Annotated in this window: 18 protein-coding genes; 5 read left to right on the top strand and 13 right to left on the bottom strand. The window is 69.8% G+C overall.

Going from position 1 to position 23856, the window contains the following annotated elements; genetic code table 11:
* Window positions 1-32: 32 nt before the first annotated feature.
* On the bottom strand, window positions 33-1544 hold the full coding sequence (locus HUW46_RS35910) for a sodium:solute symporter family protein (RefSeq protein ID WP_215543165.1): 1512 nt from the start codon (window positions 1542-1544) through the stop codon (window positions 33-35).
* 189 nt (window positions 1545-1733) lie between these two features.
* Between HUW46_RS35910 and HUW46_RS35905 the strand changes: the two genes are divergently transcribed.
* Entirely contained in the window at window positions 1734-2534 is an 801-nt protein-coding gene (locus HUW46_RS35905; RefSeq protein WP_215543164.1) for an IclR family transcriptional regulator, read from the top strand.
* A 29-nt stretch (window positions 2535-2563) separates the two neighbouring features.
* On the top strand, window positions 2564-3379 hold the full coding sequence (locus HUW46_RS35900) for an NAD-dependent epimerase/dehydratase family protein (RefSeq protein ID WP_215543163.1): 816 nt from the start codon (window positions 2564-2566) through the stop codon (window positions 3377-3379).
* A gap of 53 nt (window positions 3380-3432) precedes the next feature.
* Here the strand turns inward: HUW46_RS35900 and HUW46_RS35895 are convergent, their stop codons facing one another.
* The 3 genes from HUW46_RS35895 to HUW46_RS35885 form a co-directional block, all read right to left on the bottom strand.
* Window positions 3433-4659: a lipase family protein gene (locus HUW46_RS35895; protein WP_215543162.1), complete on the bottom strand. Its 1227-nt coding sequence runs from the start codon at window positions 4657-4659 to the stop codon at window positions 3433-3435.
* A gap of 98 nt (window positions 4660-4757) precedes the next feature.
* Window positions 4758-5312: a dihydrofolate reductase family protein gene (locus tag HUW46_RS35890; protein WP_215543161.1), complete on the bottom strand. Its 555-nt coding sequence runs from the start codon at window positions 5310-5312 to the stop codon at window positions 4758-4760.
* A 56-nt stretch (window positions 5313-5368) separates the two neighbouring features.
* Complete coding sequence (locus tag HUW46_RS35885) at window positions 5369-6247, bottom strand: RNA polymerase subunit sigma-70 (RefSeq protein ID WP_215550320.1); 879 nt, start codon at window positions 6245-6247, stop codon at window positions 5369-5371.
* A gap of 83 nt (window positions 6248-6330) precedes the next feature.
* On the opposite strand from HUW46_RS35885, the gene HUW46_RS35880 reads away from it, so the two are divergent.
* The 3 genes from HUW46_RS35880 to HUW46_RS35870 all read left to right on the top strand — a co-directional run bounded on the left by HUW46_RS35880 (window position 6331) and on the right by HUW46_RS35870 (window position 8344).
* The gene (locus HUW46_RS35880; protein ID WP_215543160.1) at window positions 6331-6933 is read left to right on the top strand and encodes a TetR/AcrR family transcriptional regulator; all 603 of its coding nucleotides are present in this window, start codon (window positions 6331-6333) and stop codon (window positions 6931-6933) included.
* Window positions 6934-7011: 78 nt separating this feature from the next.
* On the top strand, window positions 7012-7935 hold the full coding sequence (locus HUW46_RS35875; protein WP_215543159.1) for an NAD(P)-dependent oxidoreductase: 924 nt from the start codon (window positions 7012-7014) through the stop codon (window positions 7933-7935).
* Between the two features lie 46 nt (window positions 7936-7981).
* Window positions 7982-8344, top strand: coding sequence for an EthD domain-containing protein (locus HUW46_RS35870; RefSeq protein ID WP_215543158.1), 363 nt, complete (start codon window positions 7982-7984; stop codon window positions 8342-8344).
* 89 nt (window positions 8345-8433) lie between these two features.
* Here the strand turns inward: HUW46_RS35870 and HUW46_RS35865 are convergent, their stop codons facing one another.
* From HUW46_RS35865 to mnhG, 9 genes are all read right to left on the bottom strand, one after another.
* Window positions 8434-9684: a DUF6461 domain-containing protein gene (locus tag HUW46_RS35865; protein WP_215543157.1), complete on the bottom strand. Its 1251-nt coding sequence runs from the start codon at window positions 9682-9684 to the stop codon at window positions 8434-8436.
* 122 nt (window positions 9685-9806) lie between these two features.
* Window positions 9807-12110, bottom strand: a complete 2304-nt coding sequence (locus HUW46_RS35860; RefSeq protein ID WP_215550319.1) for a glycosyl hydrolase family 95 catalytic domain-containing protein — start codon at window positions 12108-12110, stop codon at window positions 9807-9809.
* Between the two features lie 17 nt (window positions 12111-12127).
* A complete protein-coding gene (locus HUW46_RS35855; RefSeq protein WP_215550318.1) occupies window positions 12128-14443 on the bottom strand; it encodes a glycosyl hydrolase family 95 catalytic domain-containing protein in 2316 nt (771 codons plus the stop codon).
* A 452-nt stretch (window positions 14444-14895) separates the two neighbouring features.
* Window positions 14896-16221, bottom strand: a complete 1326-nt coding sequence (locus HUW46_RS35850; RefSeq protein ID WP_215543156.1) for a M1 family metallopeptidase — start codon at window positions 16219-16221, stop codon at window positions 14896-14898.
* Complete coding sequence (locus HUW46_RS35845; protein WP_215543155.1) at window positions 16218-20138, bottom strand: Pls/PosA family non-ribosomal peptide synthetase; 3921 nt, start codon at window positions 20136-20138, stop codon at window positions 16218-16220. Before HUW46_RS35845 ends, HUW46_RS35850 begins: the two co-directional genes overlap by 4 nt.
* Before the next feature lie 509 nt (window positions 20139-20647).
* The gene (gene der, locus HUW46_RS35840; RefSeq protein WP_442860876.1) at window positions 20648-22084 is read right to left on the bottom strand and encodes a ribosome biogenesis GTPase Der; all 1437 of its coding nucleotides are present in this window, start codon (window positions 22082-22084) and stop codon (window positions 20648-20650) included.
* Complete coding sequence (locus HUW46_RS35835) at window positions 22081-22749, bottom strand: lysophospholipid acyltransferase family protein (protein WP_215550317.1); 669 nt, start codon at window positions 22747-22749, stop codon at window positions 22081-22083. Before HUW46_RS35835 ends, der begins: the two co-directional genes overlap by 4 nt.
* A gap of 11 nt (window positions 22750-22760) precedes the next feature.
* On the bottom strand, window positions 22761-23462 hold the full coding sequence (gene cmk, locus HUW46_RS35830) for a (d)CMP kinase (protein WP_215550316.1): 702 nt from the start codon (window positions 23460-23462) through the stop codon (window positions 22761-22763).
* 77 nt (window positions 23463-23539) lie between these two features.
* The gene (mnhG, locus tag HUW46_RS35825; protein WP_215550315.1) at window positions 23540-23854 is read right to left on the bottom strand and encodes a monovalent cation/H(+) antiporter subunit G; all 315 of its coding nucleotides are present in this window, start codon (window positions 23852-23854) and stop codon (window positions 23540-23542) included.
* Window positions 23855-23856 lie beyond the last annotated feature (2 nt).

The following is a 23856-nucleotide window of genomic DNA, read 5'->3' as shown; positions in this document are numbered from 1 at the left end:
TCGTCGGTTCACGACCTGGTACTGGTCGCGTTTCATGCACGCACCGCCTCGCCCTCCTCGGGCGCCCGAGACGACGCGGAACTCCTGGTGTTGACGGCATCGACGATCCGGTCGGTGGTCTCCGCGCGTTCCGGTGCCAGCCAGCCGAGGCCGGTGTACAGCACCAGCGAAACCAGGATCGGCGTGGCGATCAGCGTCGTCTGGTTCGCGTCGAACACGTAGTAGACCAAGGCGTACGCGATCAGGCCGCCAGCCCAGGACACCAGCGCGGCGCGCGAACCGCAGCGGCGGAACCACGGCAGCATGCCGAGCAGCAGCGGGATCGAGATCGGGCCCATCAGCGCGGCGACCCAGTTGACCACGATCTGCAGCACGCCGCCGAGGCCCTCGGCCTGGGTGGCGACGAACATGGTGATCGCGACGAACACGATGGTGGTGATCCGCGCCGCGCGCAGGCCCTGCACCTCGGTGAACGCGCGCGCCTTGCGCCACAGCACCGGCATCATGTCGCGCGTGATCACCGCGGAGATCGCGTTGGCGTCGGAGGAAACCATCGCCATGGTGTGCGAGAAGATGCCCGCGAGCACGAGGCCGACGAGGCCGGGCGGCAGGAACGTGGTGGTCATGATCGCGTACGAGTCGTTGGGATTCTTCACGCCGGGGATGAGCAGCGGCGCGGCGAACATCGGCAGCATCAGCACGATCGGCCAGAACAGGTACAGCAGCGACGAAAGCCGCGCGCCGCGCCTCGCCTCGGCCGTGCTCGGCGCCGCCATGTAGCGCTGCGCCAGGTTCCACATACCGCCGTTGTACTCCAGCGTCTTCACCAGCACGTAGACCAGCAGGAAGATGGTGGTGTACTTGGAAGTCGTCGGGTTGAGGTGGTTCGAGGGCAGCTTGTCCCACATCGTCCACAGCGCGGAGATCCCGCCGAGCTTGCCGAACACCACCACGATCATCACGACCGCCGCGACGGCCTGGATCACGAACTGGCCGAAGTCCGTCAGCGCGTCGGCCCACAGCCCGCCGACCGTGCAGTAGACCAGCGTCACGGTGCCGGTGATCAGGATGCCCCAGTTGTAGTCGACACCGGCGAACACGTGCAGCAGCGTCGCGACGGCGTACCACTTCGCCGCGATGTCGAAGATCTTGAGCAGGCTGCCGCTCCAGGCGAGCGCCTGCTGCGTGGGCACGTTGTACCGCTTCGCCAGGTATTCCAACGGGGACGCGACGCCGAGCTTCGAGCGCAGCCGGTTCCAGCGGCCCGCGAACAGCCAGCTGCCGATCCCGACGCCGATGCCGATGCTGGCGAAGCCCCAGAAGTACACGGTGACGCCGTCGGTGTACGCCACGCCCGCGTACGCGACGAAGAGCACCGCGCTGTACCCGGACATGTGGTGCGAAATGCCGGCGAGCCACCACGGCATCTTGCCGCCCGCCGTGAAGAAGTCGCTGACGTTGTTGACGCGCCGGTGGGACCACACCCCGATGACGATCATCAGCAGGAAGTAACCGCACACCATCGTCCAGTCGAGTACGTGCACCGCGGGACCCCTTCCTTGTTCATATTCATGAACGGGATCTGTTATAGTGATTATGTTCGCCTACAAGAACGTTGTTCGGGGACGCTAATATGGCCCAAGTCACGTGTCAACGGCCGTTCGGCGCACCCGTAAGGCACAAGTCGGACACGGAATTCAGCTGGAGGTTCTCCGATGACACAGCGCTCTTCGATGGCAGAGGACACTGAAGCGGTCACCGTGAGCGGCACCGAGCCCTCCGGCGTCAAGTCCGCGCGCCGCGCGATCGAGCTGCTCGAAACCTTCGCGGCCAACGACGTCTGGCTGTCGCTGTCCGATCTGCACGCCCGCACCGGCTTCCCGCGATCGAGCCTGCACGGCCTGCTGCGCACCCTGCACGAGGCGGGCTGGCTCGAATCCGACAGCTCGACCACCAAGTACAAGCTCGGCGTGCGCGCGCTCATCTGCGGTACCGCGTACCTCGACCGCGACCCGATCGTCCCCTACGCCACCGAGGCGCTGGAGCAGGTTCGCGAGCAGACCGGGTTCACCGCGCACTACGCGCGGCGCAACGGCACCGAGGTGGTGTACCTGGAGACGCGCGAATCCCGCCGCTCGACGCATCTCGTGTCCCGCGTGGGGCGCACGCTGCCCACGCACGCGACGGCGCTCGGCAAGGCGCTGCTGGCCGAGCTGACCCACGACGAGATCACCGCGCTGCTGCCGTCCCCGCTGCCCGCGCTGACCCCGAACACCGTCACCGATCTCGGCGAGCTGCACGAGCAGTGCGCCGAGATCAGGGAGCGCGGGTTCGCGTCCGAAGTGGAGGAAGGCACCCCCGGCGTCCGCTGCGTCGCCGCGGTGATCCCCTACCGCATCCCCGGCACCGACGCGATGAGCTGCTCGATGCAGGCCGACCAGGTGAGCGACGCCGACGCGCTGCGCGTGGGCGAACTGCTCGCCGAGACCACCGCCGAACTCGGCCAGCGGCTGCGCCGCGCCGGAATCCGGTAGTTCCCTTCCCCCACCAGAAAGAGGACCCCATGGCAGACCAGCGCGTCCTGATCACCGGCGCGGCAGGCGTCGTCGGCACGCTGATGCGGCCCCGGCTGCGCCGCGACGGGCGAGTGCTCCGCCTGCTGGACGTCGCCGAGCTACCGCCCGCCGCCGACGGCGAGGCCGTCGAACTCGTCACCGCTTCGGTCACCGACGCCGACGCGATAGCGAAGGCATGCGAAGGCGTCGACGCGCTCATCCACCTCGGCGGGCACAGCCGCGAAAACACCTGGAAAGCCACGCTCGACGTCAACATCAACGGCACGCAGATCGTGCTCGACGCGGCGCGCGCGGCCGGGATCAAGCGCGTGATCCTGGCTTCCAGCAACCATTCCGTCGGTTTCCGCACCGTCGACGAAGCGGGCGAGCACGGCTTGCCCGCCGACTCGACCCCGCGCCCGGACACCTACTACGGCGTCAGCAAGGCCGCCATCGAAGCGCTCGGCAGCCTGTACCACTCGCGGTTCGGCATGGACGTGATCGTGATCAGGATCGGCTCGTGCTTCGAAACCCCGCACAAGCTCGGCGAACGCGGGCTGACCACGTGGCTCTCCCCCGACGACGGCGCGCGGCTGTTCGAAGCGTGCCTCGACCACCCGTCGCCGGGGTACCGGCTGATTTGGGGCGTCTCGGACAACACGCGCCGGATCTACTCGCTCGCCGAAGCCGAGGAACTGGGGTACCGCTCGCTCGACAACGCCGAGAAGTACGCGGAAGAGGTGACCGGTTCCCCGTCCGCGGACGCGAACTACGTTGGCGGCCCGTTCTGCAGCGCGCCGCTCGGCTCGCCGAACCCGCTCTGAGCAAACCGTCCGATGTGGAGCTTGCTCGAAGCTCCACATCGGACGGTTTCGGGTCAGCAGTTGCTGGGTGCGGGCTTCCCGGCGAGCCGGTCGTTCAGATAGGACAGTGCGCCGGGGATCCCGGTGACCGCGATCGTCACGTGCTCACCGAGCAGGTAGCGCTGGTACTGCACCGGAACGCCCTTGCCGCAGTAGTTCTTCACCAGTGCGTCCACCGGCGGGCTCGGCGTCAGCTCGTCGCGAATGCCCTGGTAGTAGTAGATCGGCGCGCCCGGTTTGCGCTGCCCCATGGTGACCTCCTTGATCACCTTCTGGACCGAGGGCACGTCCAGCAGCTCCGGCACGGTGACGTAGTCGCGCATGCGCTGGAAGGCGTAGGCCACCGAGAACTGCGCGATGCACCCCTTGCCGATCTGCTCGAAGGCCGCCTTTCCCTTGGCGTTCAACAACTTGTCGGTGTCGATCTCCGGATACGCTCGCGACAGTCCGACCGCGGCGCCGAAGTACACACCGGACAGTGCGGTGCCGTCGATCTTGCGCGCCACGTAGCCGAGATCCGCGGGCACCCCGCCCGCGGCGACCCCGGCGAACTTCAGCTCCGGCGCGTAGCTCGGCTGGAGCTCGTTCGCCCACGAACTCGCCAGCGCGCCACCCGAATAGCCCCACAGCACGGTCGGCGTCTCCGGTCCGGCGAGCCCGGCGGGCGCGAAGTTCTGCGCCGCGCGGATCCCGTCGAGCACGCCGTGCCCGGTGTTGATCGCCGCCGTCCACTGCGAGTCCGGGCCCTCGTAGTCGGCCGTCACGACGGTGTGCCCCGCCATCAGCAGCGGCGCGAACGCGGCCTGCTCGACGGCGGGCACGTTGAGCCCCGTCGCCATCGAGTAGGACGGCGCGCAGTCCGTGGTCAGGCCGTCCTGCGCGGTCTGGTACGACACCAGCTTGCGTCCGCCCGCGGGTGGCGGGCCGAGTGGCTGGATGATCGTGGCCACGTCCGCGATCGGCTTTCCCTTGGTGTCGGTGGATTTGTACTTCACCTGCCAGGCCCGGAACGGCAACGGGATGGTCAGCGCCCGCACCGTGCTCGGCCGCGCGTCGAGGATGGTGCCCGGCGGGGCGTCCGGGAACGGGCTCGGCTGGGCGTAGAACGGATCGTCACGCGGGTTCGGGGGCAGCGGATCCGCCGCAGCGGGTGTGGCGACCCCCGTGGCGAGCAGACAGGCGAACAGCGCGGGAAGGACCCGCTTCCATCGTTTCCGGGTGCGCCGCGACGGTGCGGACATCGCAACCTCCAACTCGATACCGAGTGGTATTGGATACTCTTGAGTACCAGGTGTCCTGGATCACAGTCAAGGTTTCTCCCTCGAACGGTCGGCGCGGCTCAAGCCGCCCTTCCGTACCGGGTCAGTACCGCCGCTCCGGCCTGCTCGGCGGAAACGCACTCCAGGAACTTCGGCGCGGTGCCCTCGGGGAAAAGCCGTTCACCGCTGCCGAGGACCGTGGGGAACACGAGCAGCCGGTACTCGTCGACGAGATCCTCGGCCATCAGCGTGTGCACGACGCTCAGGCTGCCGGTGATCACGATGTCCCGCTGCTCCGCCTTGACGGCCTCGGCGAGACCGCCGGTGAGGACCGCCGAATTCGGCCACGCCGACACGTCGGTCAGGGTGCGGGACGCGACGAGCTTCGGCATCGCGTTCATGCGCGCGGAGAACGGGTCGTCGCGGCCGGGCCACAGCTTCGAAAACAGCTGCCAGGTCTCGCGGCCCAGCAGCATGACCCCGTCGTCGAGGAGGCTGCCGAGCTTGAACTTGTCCCCGGCGACCGTCGCGGGTCCGTGCCGGAAGGCCCAGCCGCCGTTCGGAGTGCCCGCGGACCCGTCGGGGTCCGACACGATGCCGTCGATGGTGGCGAATTCGATGACGGTGACGCTCATGGTGATGTCCTCTCGGTCGATGGTTCACCGGTACATACCGGCGGCACCGGCCGGACTCATCGGTCGCCGCGAAAATTCTCCGAAGAAATCCGTTCCGGCAGGTCGAAGGCGGAGAACACGCGGGGATCGGCGAACACGACGTTGTGCGCGACCCGTCCCCCGACGACCGTGAAGACCTGCAGGGTGTGCAGCCGGAGCCCGTCGGCGTCCGGTGCGTACGCGGCGAGCGCGGGCTGCCCGTTGGCGGTCAGGTTCCGCATCCGCCATGCCGTGCCGCGCATCGCGAACACGCGATCCATGAACCGGCCGTAATCGCGGCTTCCCCGGTACCACAGCGGCACCGGCGGCATCTCCAGGACGGCGTCTTCGGTGAGCAGCCGGACCAGCCCCGGCACGTCGGCGGCCTCGAACGCCCGGAGGTAGCGGTGGAGCGCCTCGCGGGTGCCGGGGTCGTCCGGCTCGCTCACCTCGCCCGCGTTCGGGAGCGCGGTCCTCGCGCGCTGCAACGCGCTGGTTACCGACGCGACCGTGGTGCCGAGCTGCTCGGCGACTTCGGCGGCGCTGAACTCCAGCACGTCGCGCAGCACCAGCACGGCGCGCTGCCGCGGCGGCAGGACCTGCATCGCCGCCACCAGCGCGAGCCGGAGATCCGCCCGCGCCTCGACGTCGAACCGCGCGTCGGGAAAGGGTTGCAGCCAAGGGATGTCGAGCGCGGGTGTCAACGGCGCACCGGGATCGTCGCTGCGCGCGCACAGCCCGGACGGCAGCGCGCGCCGGGCCCGCCCCTCCAGCGCGGTCAGGCACACGTTCGTCGCGATGCGGTACAGCCACGTCCGGACCGACGCGCGCGCCTCGTCATACCGCTCGCGCGCCTTCCACGCCCGCAGCATGATCTCCTGCACCAGGTCCTCGGCGTCGTGAAAGGAACCCAGCATCCGGTAGCAGTAGGCCACCAGTTCACCCCGGTACGGCTCGAAGTCCACGCCACATCATGGCGCACGGGGTAGCGTTTCGTGTCATGCCCGCAGACCGACGGCGCCCCACGAAGGCGCAGACCCGTCGCCAGATCCTGGACGCCGCGGCCGCCGTGTTCGCCGAACGCGGTATCGCCGCCACCTCGCTCAACGACATCGCGAGCACCGCGGGCCTGACCAAGGGCGCGGTGTATTCGAGCTTCGACAGCAAGGACGAACTGGTGCTCACCATCATGGAGGAGCACATCGTGGACCGAATGGCCCACGCGACCGGGGTGTTCGACGAGATCGCCGACCTCGGCGACGCCACCAGCGAAGCGGGCGCGCGGCTGCTGCACGGCATCAGCTCGGACGCGACGTGGCACCGCCTGCTGCTCGAATACTGGGGCCTCGCCATGCACGACCCCGAACTCCGCACCGGCCTCGCCGAACGGCGGAACGCCTTGCGCGAAGCCATTTCGAACGCGATCCGCCACATCGCGGAACTGCGCGAAATCACCCTTCCCCTCCCTGCCGAACACCTCGCCGTCGCGATGCTCGCACTGTCCAACGGCCTCGCCGTGGAACGCGGGATCGAACCCGGCGCCGTCCCGGACGGCCTGTTCGCCGAACTGCTCACCCTCCTCATCGGCGAACGTCCGGCATAGCGCCCCGCGCCGGAAAGACGGGTCGAGCCCTGGGGCGAACGGTCGAGTTCGGCCTGTCGCGGGGCTAGTCTCGGCGGGGTGTCTCGGATCGGATTTGCCGGTATCGGCCGGATGGGCCTCCCGATGTGCGCGAACCTGGTGAAGGCCGGCCACGAGGTGACCGCCTGCGACGTACGAGCCGAACAGCGGGAAGCGGCGATCGCCTGTGGTGCGCGGTGGTCCCCTGACCCCGGGGAAGTCGCCGCCACCGCGGATGTGTTCATCACAATGTTGCCAGGGCCGCCGGAGGTGCGGGACCTGATGCTGCGAGGCGGTGTCGCCGAGGCCCTGCCGCCGAAGTCGGTGTGGGTGGACATGACGAGCAACTCGCCGGAGGTCGTGCGACCGATCCGTGAGCGGCTGCTGGCGCGAGGGGTGCGGGTTCTGGAGGCGCCGGTGGGCGGCGGACCTGCCGAGTCGCGGGACGGCAGCCTCAAGCTGTTCATCGGCGGGGAAGCCGACCTGGTCGACCGGCTCCGGCCGCTGCTGGAAGTGCTGGGAGACCCGGACCGGATCGCCCTGGTCGGCGGACACGGTCACGGGTACACCGCCAAACTGCTGGTGAACCTGCTGTGGTTCGGGCAAGCGGTGGCGACCGCCGAGGCGCTGCTGCTGGGCAAGAGCGCGGGCCTCGACCTCGGCGTGCTGCGCGACGTCCTGCGCGACAGCGCGGCCGCGGGCAGCTTCCTGCACCACGATCTCGACGCCCTGTTCGCCGGCGACTACCTGCGTTCCTTCGGCTTGGACCGGGTCTGCGAGGAGCTGACCGCGCTGACCGAGCTCGCCCATGACCACGGGACTCCTTTCGCACTGTCCGATGTGGTGGCTCGTGTCCACCAACGCGCTCTCGCCCGGTACGGCCCAGCAGACGGGGAACTGCTCGCCGTCGCGCTCTTGGAGGAGGACGCGGGCCTGCAACTGCGCGCTCCCCGACCATCCACATCGGACGAAGTTGGCGATTAGCCGTAGACCAGTGCTTTCGTTCGACGTGGCGGTTACGCTCGGGAGCGTGATCATCCTGGTGAGTTTGCTGCGACGCCTGCCCGAGCTGTCCCGCGAAGAGTTCGTTGAGCACCACCGCGAAACCCACGCGCCGTTGTTCGTCTCGATGGAGACGGTGCGGCGCGTCGTGCGCCGGTACACCGTGGACCACCCGCAATCCTTCGGTGTGCCGGGGGTGGCGGACACGACCTTCGACGCCGTGGTGCGCCAGTGGTTCGACGACACGAGCGGCATCCAGGAACTGATGACCTCGAAGGACTACCTCGAAACGATCCGGCCCGACGAGGCGCGGTTCATCGACATGAGCCGCAGCGAGTTCTACCTGGCCGAGGATCAGGTGTTCCTCGGCGAGCCGACTCCCCGGCCCTAGAGTCTGTATCGAAGTGGCGTAGCCACTTGAGTGGGCCATCAACCGGCACCGCCACCCGCACCGCCACGCAAAGCACTTTGACACAGGCCCTAGTAGACATCTCGGGGCAGGATCGCCACCCGCGCGGGGCCCGTGACGTCGTCGACCTCGGGCCAGACATCCGTGAGGTGGCAGAGCAGTTCCAGGTCCGCCAGGAAGTTGTCGTCGTCGGAGTCGAATTCCTCGATGTCGTCGATGCCCATCCTGGCGAGCGCCGCGGTCAACACGTCCGGATCGGCGCCTTCGGCGTCGCTCGCGAAGAAGTCCGTGAAGTGCGCGAGAGTCTCACCGCCCCGGCTCACCGAGAACCGGTGGTCGGCGTTGATGCTGCAGTAGGACGAAACCGCGAACGTACCGCGGGACAGGTCCGGGCGATCTACTGCCTCGTATCCGTTGTCCTCGACGAGCAGGGTGTGCGGGCCCATCGCGAACGCCGCCACCACGTTGGAGTCCATATAGGACTCTTCGTAGTTGACCCGCTGCCACAGCTGCGTCCACGTCGCGGTCCAGATCTGCTCGTCCTCCGCCCCGAACCGGCGCAGCGCCTCGTCCGGGTCGACATCGTGGATCACCGTCACGCAGTACGCCGATTCCGCCCGCAGCGCGACAAGCCAGTCCGGGCCGTCACCGGGCTCGTCGAGATCCACGGGCTCCGCATCCGGGAAGTCGCCGTTGGCGTCCGCGTGCCCCTTGCCGAACTCCCAGCGGACCTCGTCGCCGGGCCCGACCAGCACCAGCGACCAGTTACCCGAACCGGTTTCGTCGAAGCGCCAAGTCAGCCAGGTATCGGGTTGTTCGAGTGCGCGGACCTCCTCGGGCTGCACGACGACGATGCTGCCGGTGCCGAGGCCGAACCGCGTCTTGCAGACGAGTCCGCTCCCGTCGGCACTGCGGTTCACGGTGCGCTTGCCGTTTTCCGATTCGAGGAAACGGCTGCCCTGGATGTCCGCCACGGGCGCCCTGTTGCCCAGTGACACCGGTTCGAACGGACCGTGCCGCAGGCTGTACCGCGGGAGCCCTTCGTCGTAGATCACGCAATCCCCGTCGTCGGTCACCCGCACCGACGAGTAGTCGAGCTTGGGCAAGTCGGCGCGCCACACGACCTCATCGCCTTGGTAGACCGCGAAAACACTCTCCATTTCGAGGCGGAGGGTGCCCACCGCTCCCGCCGTCCAGGTAGCCGTGCCAACCCGGTCGCTGATCTCCGCGCGGCCGTCGGCGTGGTAGCGCAGGGCCCACTCGCCCGACGGCGAAATCACCGGCTCAGTCAACGTTTCGAACTGGCGCAGCGACTCGGGCATCGTCAAGGCTCCTGGATTTCGGCGGTGGATGATCCGCCGACACGGTAAGCGCGCGAGCGTGACACTGGCGATCGCGAACCGCGGAGTTTGCCCGCTGCGACAACGGTTCCGGGTCGTTCGGCCTAGGCGGGCAGGCCCCACGGCGCGGAGGTTCCGTTCGCGGGCACGGGACCGACGTGGAAGTCCGGCCGGTCGCCCGCGCGGTGCACGAACGCCTCGTCGCCGCGCCGCAGGTCGATCCGCAGATCGCCGTTCGGCAGGCGGTGCGACCGGATCGACCTCCCCCCGCGGTCGCGGACCGCCAACTCCCCTTCGATACCTGGGCGCACCACGCACGGTTCGCCCGCCTCGCTGCGAATGCGCAGCCATCGGGTCTTCCCGCCCTGCCTCGACGCGCTGATCAGGAACGCGCCCTGCGCGCGGAAGTCCTGCACCGCGATATCGCCCCAGCTCGACGGCACGGCGGGGAACAGCCGGAGCACCCCGCCCCAGCTCTGGCACAGCATGTCGTGCACCGACTGCGCCGCCGACAACGGGGTTTCGATGACCGGGCCCGATTCCTTGTACATCGTGTTCGGCTGGATGAACCGGCGCTGCAGCTCGCCGAGGTAGAACTCGGCCTTGTCGCCGCGCAACATCTGCGCGGACATCGACGCCGCACCGGTGAACGTGTAACCCTGCAACGCGCCCTCGAAACTGACCCAGTGGTTGAGGGATTTCTCGATCAGGCCGCGGAATTCCGGGCGCTCCCAGGTGATCTCGTACAACGGGTACACCTGCAGCAGGTGCGAATAGTGCCGGTGCGACTTCGCGAACGGCACCCCGGCGCCGATCATGTAGCCGTTTTCGTCGACCGGGTAGTCGACGAGCGTGTCGAGCACCGCACGCCAGCGCGGGGCGAGCGGGTCACCGATCCGCAGTTCCCGCACGGCTTCCAGGAGCGTCCGGCAGCCCCACCGGATGAGCGACAGGTCGTAGTTGCAGTCCGGCGCGTTCACGCCGTACTCGGGTGAGAAGGTCGCGGGCAGGTGCAGCTTCCCGTCCGCGCCCGGTGCCAGGAAGTGCAGGTAGTAGTTGATCGCCCGGCGCAGCAACGGGAACAGGGTGTCGCGCAGCAGCCGCCGGTCCATGGTGTGCCGATAGGACAGCCACACGTTGTGCAGCGCCCAGGTCAGGTTTCCGACCTCCGGGGTCGGCGAGTCCTTGCCCGGCACGCCCACCGCGTACCCGCTGGTGCCGTCGCTGATCCCGTTGAGCAGCGTCATGTCCGTGGTGCGCGGGATCCCCGCCGAATCGGGCCGGTACGGTGCCGCGAGCTGGTCGACCACTCTGGACCGGTACTCGTCCAGCGCGTGGCTCACCGCGTCGAGTTCGAGGTGGTTGGAACCGTGGATGAGCCAGTATTCCAGTTGTACGTTGAGGTTCCACCAGGTCGCGGGCCACGGCGTCGGTTCGAGCCACGGCCCCGAGGTCGCCATCACCGGCGCCTCGCGACGCGCCGCCGAGGCCACTTTGTACAGCTGGATCCAGTAGAACGCCTGCAGCCTGCGGTCCGGAATGGACAGAAAACTCTTGCGGTAGTAGCCGTGCCACCATTCCCGGTGCCCGAACGCGAGCACGTCGATCGGCTCGCTCGCCGAGCGCACCATCCGCAGCGCTCGCCCGCCTGCCGTCCGTTCCGGATGCGACCAGGCGACCGCGGCGTACAGCGTGCGACGCGAACCCCGATGCGCCTCGCGCCAGGCGGTCGCGTGTTCACCACCGCCAAGCAACGACTGCACGGCGAGACGGCAGTCGCCACTGCTTTCCAGCGACGCGGGCGGGTTCGCGGTGTATCCGGGCGGTGGCGGCTTCCCGAATTGCGGCGCCGTCCTCGGGCTGACCGCCTCGGCCGGGTGAAACACCCACTGGAAACCCAGCTCGCCTTCGGTCGCCCTCGTCTCGATCGCGAGCACCGATTGTCCACTGTGGATCAGCGCGCGCAGTGAGATGCTGCCAGCCGCGGTCGTGATGGTTCCGGTCAGCTCGGCGTTCCACAGGTCCATCCGCCAGTCGATCCCGGTGATCGCGCCGACGGGTTCGAGCGTGAAGTACCCGATCGGCAGCCGAGCCAGCCCGAACAGCGAGCCGAACTCCGGCCGGTGGTCCTGCACCTGGCTGTGCTGGACGTTGAACCGGATCGCGTTGCGGCCCGGCTCGGCGTAGATCCCCGAGCCGAGATAGCCGTTTCCCAGGTACGGCCCCTCGTACCAGGTCTTCGGCAGCCGCCGCCAGTACAGGTCGGACTGGCCGAGGAAGGCGGCCCAGTCCACTCCGGACGCGAGATCGCCACCGTCCGAGGCGGACGCGAACGCCGGGGTGGCCAGCACACCGGCGGCCATGCCCGCGACCGCGCCGCCGAGCGCGGTTCGCCTGCGGATTTCGATCATCGTGCTCCTCCGATTCAGCCGGGCAGGCCCCACGCCGGGGCGTTCTCGTTGGCGGGCACGTCGCGTGCCCCGCAATCGGGCCGGTGCCCGCGCCTCGCCACCACGACGGAACGGCCGCGCCGGCACGGCACCGAGATCACGCCGGGTCCGACTTCGCGCCACCGCACCGGGAAACCCCAGTCATCGCGGACGTCGATCGGTCCCGGCACGCCGTGCGCGAGCGCCAGCGGCTCACCCGCGTCGCTGCGCACCCTGACCCATTCGGTCACACCGTCCCTTCTGGACGCGTCCACGGTGAAGGCCCCTTCCGCGCGCAGCCCCGAGATGGACGCGTCGCGCCAGGTCTTCGACACCGCCGGGAACACCCTGAGCACGCCACCGGACCCCTGCACGAGCATGTCCACAACGGACTGCGCGGCGGTGAGCGGGCTTTCGATCGCGAAGTTCTTCCCTTCGCGGTACATCGTGTTGGGCGTCAGCTGAGTATCCGCGACGATGTTGCCGTCGAGGAAGAAACGCAGGTACCGCAACGCTTCTTCGGGGTCACCCATCACCGAAGACATCGACGACGCCGTCGCGTAGCTGTAGCCGTGCCACGCCGTCTGCATGCTCGTCCAGTGCGCGAAGCTACGGCGCATGATGTCCCGGTCACCGGGAACGTCCCATCGCTTCTCCCGCAACGGGTACAGCCAGAGCAGGTGGGAGTAGTGCCGGTGCGACTCGGCGAGCGGGACTCCGTCGCCGATGAGCACGCCGTCGGAGTTTTCGTGGTACGGCACCAGCCTCGCCGCGATGTCCTGCCACATCCGGACCCTCGGATCGAGGATCCGCAGCCGTCGCGCCGAATCGACGAGGGTGGCGCAGGCCCAGCGGATCAGCGATAGGTCGTAGGTGCAGTCGGGGGCGTCCGCGTACTCCGGCGACCTGGTGAGCGGCAGGTGCAGGCGGCCGTCGGTGCCCTCGGCCAGGAAGTGCCGGTAGAAGTTGACCGCCTTCGCCAGCACCGGGAACAGCACGTCGCGGAGCACGTGATCGTCCATGCTGTGCCGATAGGACAGCCACACGTTGTGCAGGCCCCAGATCAGGTTCCCGGTCTGGTCGGTCTTGCTCGCCGTGCCGGGTACGCCAACCGTCCTCGTGCCGCCCGGCCTCAGCCGCCAGTCCCCCGGGTGCGAAAGCGCGTACGTCTCACCGTCGCGATAGGACGGTGGCACCGAGAGCGCGAGGTTTTCGTGATCGCGGCGGAAGGTTTCGGTGACCGCGTCGAGTTCGGGGTGGTTCGACGCGTTGATCACCGGGTAGGCCACCTGCACGTTCAGGTTCCACCACACCGCGGTCCAGTTGTTGCCGAACTCGGGGAACCACGGGCCCCATTCGGACACCACCGGCCCGTCCGCGCGCGTCGACGAGGCGATCTTGTAGAGCTGGATCCAGTAGAACCGCTGCACCCACTTGTCCGGAACGGACACCAGGCTGCGTTGGTAGAACACGTTCCACCAACGGCGGTGAGCCGCGACGAGGTGGTCGGGATCGCTTGCGAGCGCTCGGCGGACCGCGCGAACGGCCTCGGCGGTGGAGGTCTTTTCCGGGAACCGGTAGGCGATCGTCGCCGCGAGCAGCCGCCTGCTGCCGACGCGGCGTTCCGACCACGCCGTGGTGTACCCGCCGCCGGCGAGCATCGGCTGTTCCGCGTAGCCGACGCCACCCGCTTCGGCGATCTTCGGCGCCGGGTTGCCCACGTAGTCGGGTGGCCTGCGCTGGCTGCGCGTGGTCGACGACGGCAGCGGGTCGAAGGACCAGCTCGCCGCGGACTCCCCCGCGCTCGGTTCGAGCGAGACCAGCAGGACGCCGCTGTCGTTGTGCACGAGCGCGGAAAACGCGACGCTGCCCCGCGTGGTGGTGATCGTGCCGGACAGTTCCGCGTTCCACAGGTCCAGCCGCCAGTCGACCGCGGTGACCGCACCGGCGAAGGTGAGCGCGAGCGAGCCGATCGGCAGCCGCGACAACCCGATCGCCGCCTCCCACTGCACGCGCTGGTCCTGCACCTGCGTGTGGTTGAGCATGAACGTCAGCGCCTGCGGCGTCGCGCCGCGGTACACGTGGACACCGAGGTAGCCGTTGGCCAGGAACGGGGCGTTCTGCCAGCTGTCGGGCAAGCGCTTCCACAGCATGCGCGCGTCGTCCACGATCCCCCGGTGCGGCCCGCCCCGCGCGAGATCGGCCTCGGGCGAGGCCACCGCGGAAGGGGCGGCCCAGAGGCCACCGAGAGCGGCCGCACCCGCCGCCGCGGAGGCACCTCTGAGGATCACACGCCGGGAAAGCTCCGCCATCGCCGCCTCCGCAGTCATACTACGTTTCCGCTCCATCATTGGATCGGCGACGAGCATGTTTACAGACACAGCCCCATTTTGACCATAGTTCGCCTGGATATACATCCGATGTATGGCGGATTGTGCCGGTCATCGGGAAGTCGCAAGGCGATTGCCATGGAGGCCATGGTGGCGTGCATAGGTCGCGATGATTCCGGCGAGATCACCTGCCCCGAAGGTGGCTTCGGGGCACTGGACGCCACAAATTCACCCCTCGCACGGTCGACCACCGCGACGCGCGTGCCCCGAAGGCCACCCTCGGGGACTTGAGCGTCACGAACTCGGCCCTCGCAATACGACCACCGTGCGGCACTCCGCCACGAGGGGAACATCTGTGGCGTCTAGGTCCCCGAAGGTGGCCTTCGGGGCATCGCGGCGAAGCGTCAGCGGAGCGTCTCCGAAGCGACGAAGGGTCAGGGCAGCGGCGGGAGCGTCGTGTCGAACAGCCACGGGGTGAAGAGGTCGGCCAGGGATTCGCCGGAGGCCTGTTCCGCCAAGGCGGTGAACTGGTCCGTGGTCACCGTGCCGTGCCGGTGTTCGAGCGCCCATGCCCGCAGCAGCGCGAAGAACCGTTCGTCCCCGATCCGGGTGCGCAGTGCGTGCAAGGTCAGCGCGCCGCGCTTGTAGACCCGTTCGTCGAACATCCGGTCCACGCCGGGGTCGGCGACCTTCAGATCGGCGGGCAAACCAGCCATGCGGCCGTACCACTGGCGGGCCATCCCCGCGGCGGTGACCTCGCCGGAGGCCTCCGACCACAGCCATTCAGCGTAGGTCGCGAAGCCTTCGTTGAGCCAGATGTGCCGCCAGTCCGCGACCGACAGGCTGTTGCCGAACCACTGGTGCGCCAGTTCGTGCACGACGAGCCGCTCGTGGGTGCGCCTGCCGTCGATCAGGTTCGCGCCGAACACCGACAGGCCCTGCGCCTCGATCGGCTCGTCGAGCGGGTCGTCGGTGACCACCACGACGTATTCGCCGAACGGGTACGGTCCGAAGTGGCCTTCCAGCACGTCCATCATCTGGGCGTGGCGCCCGAAATCGCGCGAGAACGGCCTTCGCAGCCGCGCGGGCACCGCGGCGCGCTGCGGGAACCGGCCGCCGCCGAGGTCCACCTCCTCGTACCGTCCGATGTGGACACCCATGAGATAGGTCGAGGTCGGCTCGGGGCGGTCGAACACCCAGGTCGTGGTGCTCGCCGAACGGCGCTGCGCCACCAGGTTCCCGGTCACCAGCACCGTGTACGGCGACGACGTGGTGATCGCGACGCGGTAGGACGCCTTGTCCGCCGGGTGGTCGTTGCACGGGAACCACGACGGCGCGCCGACCGGCTGGCTCGCCACCAGCGCGCCGTCGGTCAGCTCGTCCCAGCCGATCTCGCCCCACTCCCCCGAGATCGGGCTCGGGTTGCCGACGTAGCGGACCTCTACCGTGAACTCCGCGCCCGCTGGCAGCGACTTCGCCGGTTTGACGTGCAGCTTGTCGACACCGCGGGTGAACCGCGCGGCGCGGCCGTCGACCTGCACCCTGCTCACCCGGAATCCGGCGAGATCGAGGCTCAGCCTCGACAGCGCCTGCGTGGCCACCGCGGTGATCCTCGCCTGCGCGGACAGCCGGTTCGACACGATCCGGTAGTCCAGTTCCAGGTCGTAGTGCCGGACCCGGTAGCCGGAGTTGCCGTGCGATGGCAGGTACGAGTCACCCGACCCGGACGCGCCCGGTGCGGGTGGCGATACCTTGTTCAAGCCCTGCGTCCTCCGGTTGCCGCCCACGCCGAGATGGGGTTGCCGAGCCAGCGGGAATCGGCGGGCACCGCGTCACCCCTGGTCACCAGCGAACCGGGGCCGACCGTGGTGCGCGCGCCGATGCTGGCGCCGGGCAGCACGATACCGTGCGGACCGAGCGTCGCGCCCTCGGCGAGGGTGACCTCGCTCATGCTCATGATCCGGTCGTGGAACAGGTGCGTTTGGACGACGCAGCCGCGGTTGATGGTCGCGCCGTCGCCGAGCCGCACCAGGTCCGCCTCCGGCAGCCAGTACGTCTCGAGCCACACGCCGCGTCCGATCTCGACACCCATGGTCCGGAGCCACGCGGTGAGCAGGGGCGTGCCGCCGATGGAGCCGACCAGCCACGGCACCGCGAGCGCCTCGACGAAGGTGTCCGCCAGCTCGTTGCGCCACACGAACGAGCTCCACAGTGGATGCTCGACCTCACGGAACTTGCCCACCAGCAGCCATTTCATCGCGGTCGCGGTCAGCGCGGCCGCGGCACCCGCGGCCAGCAGCACGACACCGGAGAGCACCGCGGCCAGCCACAGCCCGCCCGCGAGGTAGAGCGCCTGCAACGCGGCGAAGGCGAGCACCGCGAGCGCCACGCTGCACATCACCGGCACGATCCGGCAGAGCTCGACGAGCCCGCGCGCGATCTTCAGCCTGCGCGGCGGCGCGAAGGTGCGGCTGGTGTCGGACTGCTCGACCGCGCGCCGCAGCGGCCGCGGCGGCATACCGAGGTACGACGAGCCCTTCTTCGCCTTGCGCGGCGTCGACGAAAGCACGCCGACGAGCCCGCGCTTCGGCACCGCGCGGCCGGGCGCGGTCATCCCCGAGTTGCCGAGGAACGCTTGCTTGCCGACGCGCGCCGGCGCCACGTGCAGCCAGCCGTGGCCGAGTTCGTAGGTGCCGACCATGGTGTCGTCCGCGAGGAACGCGCCGTCGTCGACCTGGGTCATCTTCGGCACCGCGAGCACCGTCGACGCCTCGACGCCACGGCCGATCTTCGCACCGAGCAGCCGCAGCCACACCGGCGTGAACAGGCTGGCGTACAACGGGAACAGGCCGTCGCGGGCGATGCCCATCAGGCGCTCGGTGGCCCACACCTGCCATGCGGTGCGGCCGTGCACCGGGTGGTAGCCCTCCTGCATGCCGATGCTGAGCGCGCGCACGCCGATGAGCACCAGCAGCGCGTAGGTCACGAAGTACACGACCGTGGCGGCCGGGGTCAGCAGCAACGCCGTGCCGAGCGCGGAACCGAGCGAGCCGGTGCCCGCCACCGCGAACCCGACGAGGAGCACCCCTGGCACCGCGGCGATCGCGGGCAGCAGGCCGAGCACGAGCGACGCGACGCCGTACGCGGTGATCCAGAACCGCGACCGCGGCGGGCGGCTCGACGGCCACTTCAGCGCGCCCTTCGTTTCGACGGCCGCTGGCGAACCGGCCCAGCGCTGACCGGCTGGCACGGCGCCGACCACGGTCGACCCGGCCGCGATCTCCGCGCCCTTGCCGATCCGCGTGCCGGGGAAAAGCGTGCTGCGCGAACCGATCCGCGCGTCCGCGCCGATCCTGATCTTGCCGATGTGCACGCGGTCGCCGTCCACCCAGTGGCCGGACAGGTCGACCTCGGGCTCCACCGCGGCGCCGCGGCCGAGCTTGAGCATGCCGGTGATCGGCGGCGCCGAGTGCAGGTCGACGTCCTTGCCGATCTTCGCGCCGAGCGCCTTGGCGTAGTGCGTCATCCACGACGCGCCGGAAAGGTCCTCGACCCCGCTGAACCCGGCGAGCTGCTCGGCCGCCCACAGTCGCATGTGGACACTGCCGCCGCGGCGGTAGGTACCTGGCCGCACCCCGCGCAGCAGGAGCCGCGCGCCACCGGCCGCGATGCCGATCCGGCCGGCCGGGCTGAACAGCACGAGCCAGGCCAGCGCGAGCAGCCACCAGGAAACCGAAGGGGCCCAAGCAACCCCGGTCAGCGCGAGCACAGTGGACAGTGCCGCGAGCACGGTCGTCCAGCGGAGGCCGACGAGCGTCATCAGCGGCACCATCAGCAGGCTCTGCACGATGCCGGTCCTGCGCGGGGTCGGCGCGATGTCGCGGCGCTGGGTGGTCGCGCCGTCGAGCGCGTCCAGCATCGAGGCGAGCGCGCCGAGCTTCGGGTGCTCGTAGATGTCCGAAACGGACACCTGCGGGTGGCGGGCGCGGATGCGCGCGATGAGCTGTGCCGCGGTGAGGCTGCCGCCGCCGTTGCTGAAGAAGTCGGCCTTCGGGCTCTTCACCGGCACGCCGAGGATCTCGGCCCAGCCCTCGGCGAGCCACGCCTCGGTGGCGGTCAGGCCGCCCGCGGCGGCGTCCACCCCGGCCAGCGGCCACGGCAGGGCGGCGCGGTCGACCTTGCCGGAGGTGCGGGTGGGCAGGTCGTCGACCACCGCGAGCAGCGGTACGAGCGCCGCGGGCAGTTGCTCGCGCAGCGTCGCGGCCGCTCCGTCGGCGTCGAACTCGGTACCGGTCCTCGGCACCACGTAGCCGACGAGGACCTGGTTGCCCGCCTTGGTCTTGCGGATCGCGGCGGCGGCGCCGACGACGTCGGGCAGCGCCTGCAGCGCGGCGTCGACCTCACCGAGTTCGATGCGCCGGCCGCCGAGCTTGATCTGCTCGTCGGCGCGGCCGAGGAAGAGCAGGCCCTCGGGTTCGGCGCGGACCATGTCGCCGCTGCGGTAGGCGCGCTGCCAGCCCAGCGAGGGCAGCGGCGCGAACTTCTCGGCGTCCTTCGCGGTATCGAGGTAGCGGGCGAGGCCGACGCCGCCGATCACCAGCTCACCGGACGAGCCCATGGCGACCGGCTCGCCGTCCTCGTCGACGACGGCGAGCTGCCAGCCGGACAGCGGCAGCCCGATGCGCACCGGCTCCTCACCGGTCAGCTGCGCGGCGCAGGCGACGACGGTGGCCTCGGTGGGGCCGTAGGTGTTCCACACTTCGCGGCCCTCGACCGCGACCCGCTCGGCGAGTTCGGGAGGGCACGCCTCGCCGCCGAAGATCAGCAGGCGGACGTCTTCGAGCGCGTCGGCGGGCCACAGCGCGGCCAGCGTCGGCACCGTGGACACCACGGTGATCCGCTGGGCGACCAGCCAGGGACCGAGGTCGACGCCGGTGCGGACGAGCGACCGCGGCGCGGGCACCAGGCACGCGCCGTGGCGCCAGGCGAGCCACATCTCCTCGCACGAGGCGTCGAAGGCGACCGACAGCCCGGCGAGCACGCGGTCACCGGGGCCGATCGGCTCCTCCGTGAGGAACAGGCCCGCCTCGGCGTCCACGAAGGCGGCGGCGCTGCCATGGCTGACCGCGACGCCCTTCGGCTTGCCGGTGGACCCGGAGGTGAAGATGATCCACGCGTCGTCCGACGGCAGCGGAGCGCCACGGCGCCCGCCCGGCTCGGCGCGCGGGGTGATCGCGCCGCCGTCGCCGAGCACGGCCGACACGCCCGCCTCGCCGAACACCAGCTCGGCGCGCTCGTCGGGGTCGTCGGCGTCCACGGGGACGTAGGCGGCGCCAGCCGAGAGCACGGCGAGGATCGCGATGTACAGCTCCGCGGTGCCGGACGAGATGCGCACGCCGATGCGGTCGCCGACGCCGATCCCGGCCTCGACGAGGCGGTGGCGGACGACGTCGATCTCCTCGGTGAGCTTGCGGTAGCTCAGCGCGACGCCACCGGCGTCCAGCGCGGCCGCGTTGGGATGGCGCGCGGCGGTCTCCGCGAGCACGTCGAGCAGGGTCCGCTCGCTGGCGGCGAGACCGGACCAGAACAGCGCGCGATCGGCCACCGGCGCCGGAGACGGCGCGACGGTGACTTCGGCGACGCAGGTGAAGGGACTGCTGTCCGCGGTCAGGGTCACCGCGAAGCCCCCGTTCGCATGGCGGACATGGTCGAACCGTGGGCGCGCAAGCCCATCACTCACCTTTCAGACGAGCGTCATTCGGGCTGGCTCTCCGAATGAGGCGCCCGCTTCAGACCGGCCAGAATACGCGAGATGAACGTCAGGTATCCCGAGGGTCTCGGTTGAGTGTCGACAATCACCGGCCTCGCGTTACCGCCCACCTGCGCATTGTTACCACGACCACTTCCCAGGTCAGCCGGGGCCACCTTCGAAAATTTCCCGAGAGTGACCTTCGAGATACTTAGCGTCACGAACTCCGCCCTCGCGACACACTCCCACCGCCCGCCTCCAGCCTTCGCGTGCCCCGAAAGTGGCTTTCGGGGCGCTCAGTGCCCTGAAAGCCACTTTCAGGGCATCCGCGCACGCCTCGGGATCAGAACTCGGCCCCGGATTCCGTGAAGGCTCAGGGAATTCCCGCCGAACGAAGGCCGGAAATCACCCGAAAAGGTGACCGCGGCCACGTGAAATCATTTCTTCTTCGTGCCGGGTTTGGGCTTCTTTTCCCGGACACGCACATTGATGCGGACCGGGCTGCCCTCGAAACCGAACCGCTCGCGGAACTTCCGCTCGATGAACCGGCGATACCCCGCTTCCAGGAATCCCGTGGTGAACAAGACCAACGTGGGCGGGCGGATCCCGGCCTGTGTGGCGAAGAGCACCTTCGGCTGCTTGCCGCCGCGCACCGGCGGCGGGGTGGCCGCGATCAGATCGGCGAGCCAGCCGTTGAGCTGACCGGTCGGCACGCGCTTGTCCCACGAGGCGAGCGCGGTGCGCAGCGCGGGTGCGAGCTTGCGCACCGAGCGGCCGGTCAGCGCGGAGATGTTGACCTTCTCCGCCCACGGCACCCGCACCAGGCCGCGTTCGAGCTCGCGCACCATCTGGTAGCGGCGCTCCTCGTCGACCAGGTCCCACTTGTTGAACGCCAGCACGCACGCGCGGCCCGCTTCGACGACCATCGTCAGCACCCGAAGGTCCTGCTCGGCCAGCGGCTCGGCGGCGTCGAGCAGGACGATCGCCACCTCGGAGGCGTCGATCGCGGTCTTGGTCCGCAGCGACGCGTAGTACTCGGCACCGCTCGAGGTCTGCACGCGCTTGCGCAGGCCAGCGGTGTCGACGAACCGCCAGGTCTGCCCGTCCAGCTCGACCAGGGAGTCGACCGGGTCGACGGTGGTGCCCGCGACCGAGTCGACCACCGAGCGCTCCTCGCCGGAGAGCTTGTTCAGCAGGCTCGACTTGCCCACGTTCGGCTTGCCGACCAGCGCCACGCGGCGGGGGCCGGTGCCGAGGCGGTCGCCGTCGCGCGGTGCTTCCGGCAGCGCGCCGACGATGACGTCGAGCAGGTCGCCGGAGCTGCGGCCGTGCAGCGCGCTGACCGGGTACGGCTCGCCGAGCCCGAGGTTCCACAGCGAAGCCGCGTCGGCCAGCAGGCGCTCGTCGTCGACCTTGTTCGCGGCGAGCAGCACCGGCCGCTTCGAACGGCGCAGCACCTTCGCCACGGCCTCGTCGGTCGCGGTCGCGCCGACCGAGGCGTCGACCACCACGAGCACCGCGTCCGCGGTCGACATCGCCAGCTCGGCCTGCGCCGCGACGGAGGCCTGCAGCCCGGTCGCGCTCGGCTCCCAGCCGCCGGTGTCCACCACGGTGAACCGGCGACCGGCCCACTGCGCGTCGTAGGCGACCCTGTCCCTGGTCACGCCCGGCACGTCCTGCACGACGGCTTCCCGCCGCCCGAGTATCCGGTTCACCAGCGTCGACTTGCCCACGTTCGGCCTGCCGACCACCGCGAGCACGGGCTGGGCCAGCTGCTCCTCGGCTTCCGCCTCGTCGCCAGCCACCTGCGCGTCGAGCGCGGTGAACTCCGACTCGTCGGACCAGGTCCCGTCGACCCCGTCCACTTCGGTCACTTGTGCCTCCTCGGCGCGTCGAATCCGTTTTCGGCGCGCCATCCGTCCAAAGTCTTCACGAGCGCGGCGAGTTCGCCCCGCAGCAGCTCGGTCCCCTGCTCCAGCCCGGCGCGGCCCTTGCCGATCTCCGGCGTGAAGGGCTCGCCGAACATGATGTCCACCCTCGGCCGGAACCGGCGCCCGCTGCCTTCGGGGCGCAGCGTGCCGCGCGTGGCCACCGGCAGCACGGTCGCACCGGTCGACCGCACGAGCCAGGCCGCGCCGCGTTCGGCGTTGGCGACGTCACCGGCGCCGCGCGTGCCCTCGGGGAACACCCCGACCAGGCCGCCCTCCTTGAGCACACCGACCGCGGTGACCAGTGGTTTCCGGTCCACCTCGCCCCGTTTGACCGGGATCTGGCCGAGCTTGCGGAAGAACCGGCCGAGCAGGCCGCCCGCCGCCTCGAACAGCTCCGCCTTGACCAGGAACACCGACGGCCTCGGCAGCATTCCGAACAGCAGCTGCGGTTCCGCCATGGTGCTGTGGTTCGCGATCACGACCAGCGCGCCGTCACGCGGCACGCGCTCGACGCCGTGCAGCTTCACCCGGAACGCCGGGCGCACGATGAACCGGCCGATGCCCCGGCCGAAGTGGTGCACCCACGTCGTGGCGCCCTCCGGCAACATCGTCTTGGTGCTCACGGTGCCGCCTTCGTGCACTCGTCGAGCAAGCCGCGGCGGCAGGCCAGCTCGCTCAGCGCGACGATGACCTGGTCGATGCTCAGCTCCGTGGTGTCCACCTCGACGGCGTCCTCCGCGGCGCGCAGCGGTGAAGCGGCCCTGCTGGAGTCCAGTTTGTCCCTGCGGTCGACCGAGGCCCTCGCATCGTCCACTGTGGACTCACGGCCCGCAGCCGAATCCTGCGCGCTGCGCCGCGCGGCCCTGATCTCCGCCGAAGCGGTCAGGAACACCTTGAGCGGGGCGTCCGGAGTGACGACGGTGCCGATGTCCCGCCCCTCGACGACGACGCCGCCGACGGACTCGAGCACGCCCTGGATGATCCGGCGCTGCTCGGCCACGAGGAATTCGCGCACCTTCGGCACGGCCGAAACCGGCGACACCGCGTGCGTGATCTCGGGGCCGCGGATCTCGGCGGAAACGTCCTCGCCGCCGAGCGAAACCCGGGGAGCCGACGGGTCGGTGCCGATCTCGTACGAGATCCGCCTCGCGACCTCGGCCACCGCTTCCGCGTCCGTAGGCTCGACGCCCGCGCGCAGCACGGCGAGGGTGACGAGCCGGTACATCGCGCCGGTGTCCAGGTAACCGGCGCTGAGCCGGTCGGCGAGCGTGCGGGCCACGGTGGTCTTGCCCGTGCCCGAAGGTCCGTCCAGCGCGACCACGCCGCGTAGGGCTCCCACCGTTCCAGCTCCTCGCCGTCAATCGTCCGTTCGTGCGCCGCCATTCTGCCTGGCGCGGGTCAGGACGCCTCGGGCCGGTCGGCAAGGCGCTCGCCGAGGTCGTCGGTTTCGAGCGCGTCCCGTTCGTCGGCACCGGTCGCGTAGGCGGCGCGCCCGAACAGCTGCGACAGCACCGGCGCGGTGATCACCTGGAACAGCGCGACCAGCACCAGGCCGACCGCGTACTTCGCGGGCAGCTGCAGCGCGACGCCCGCGAGGATCAGCAGCAGGCCGAGCGTCTGCGGTTTCGTGGCCGCCTGCAGCCTGCTCAACAGGTCGGGGAACCGGACGAGGCCGAGCGCCCCGACCACGCACGACACCGCGCCGAGCAGCATCA

Source organism: Amycolatopsis sp. CA-230715 (assembly GCF_018736145.1).
In the GTDB taxonomy this organism is placed as follows: domain Bacteria; phylum Actinomycetota; class Actinomycetes; order Mycobacteriales; family Pseudonocardiaceae; genus Amycolatopsis.
This window is presented reverse-complemented; position numbering and strand designations above follow the sequence as displayed.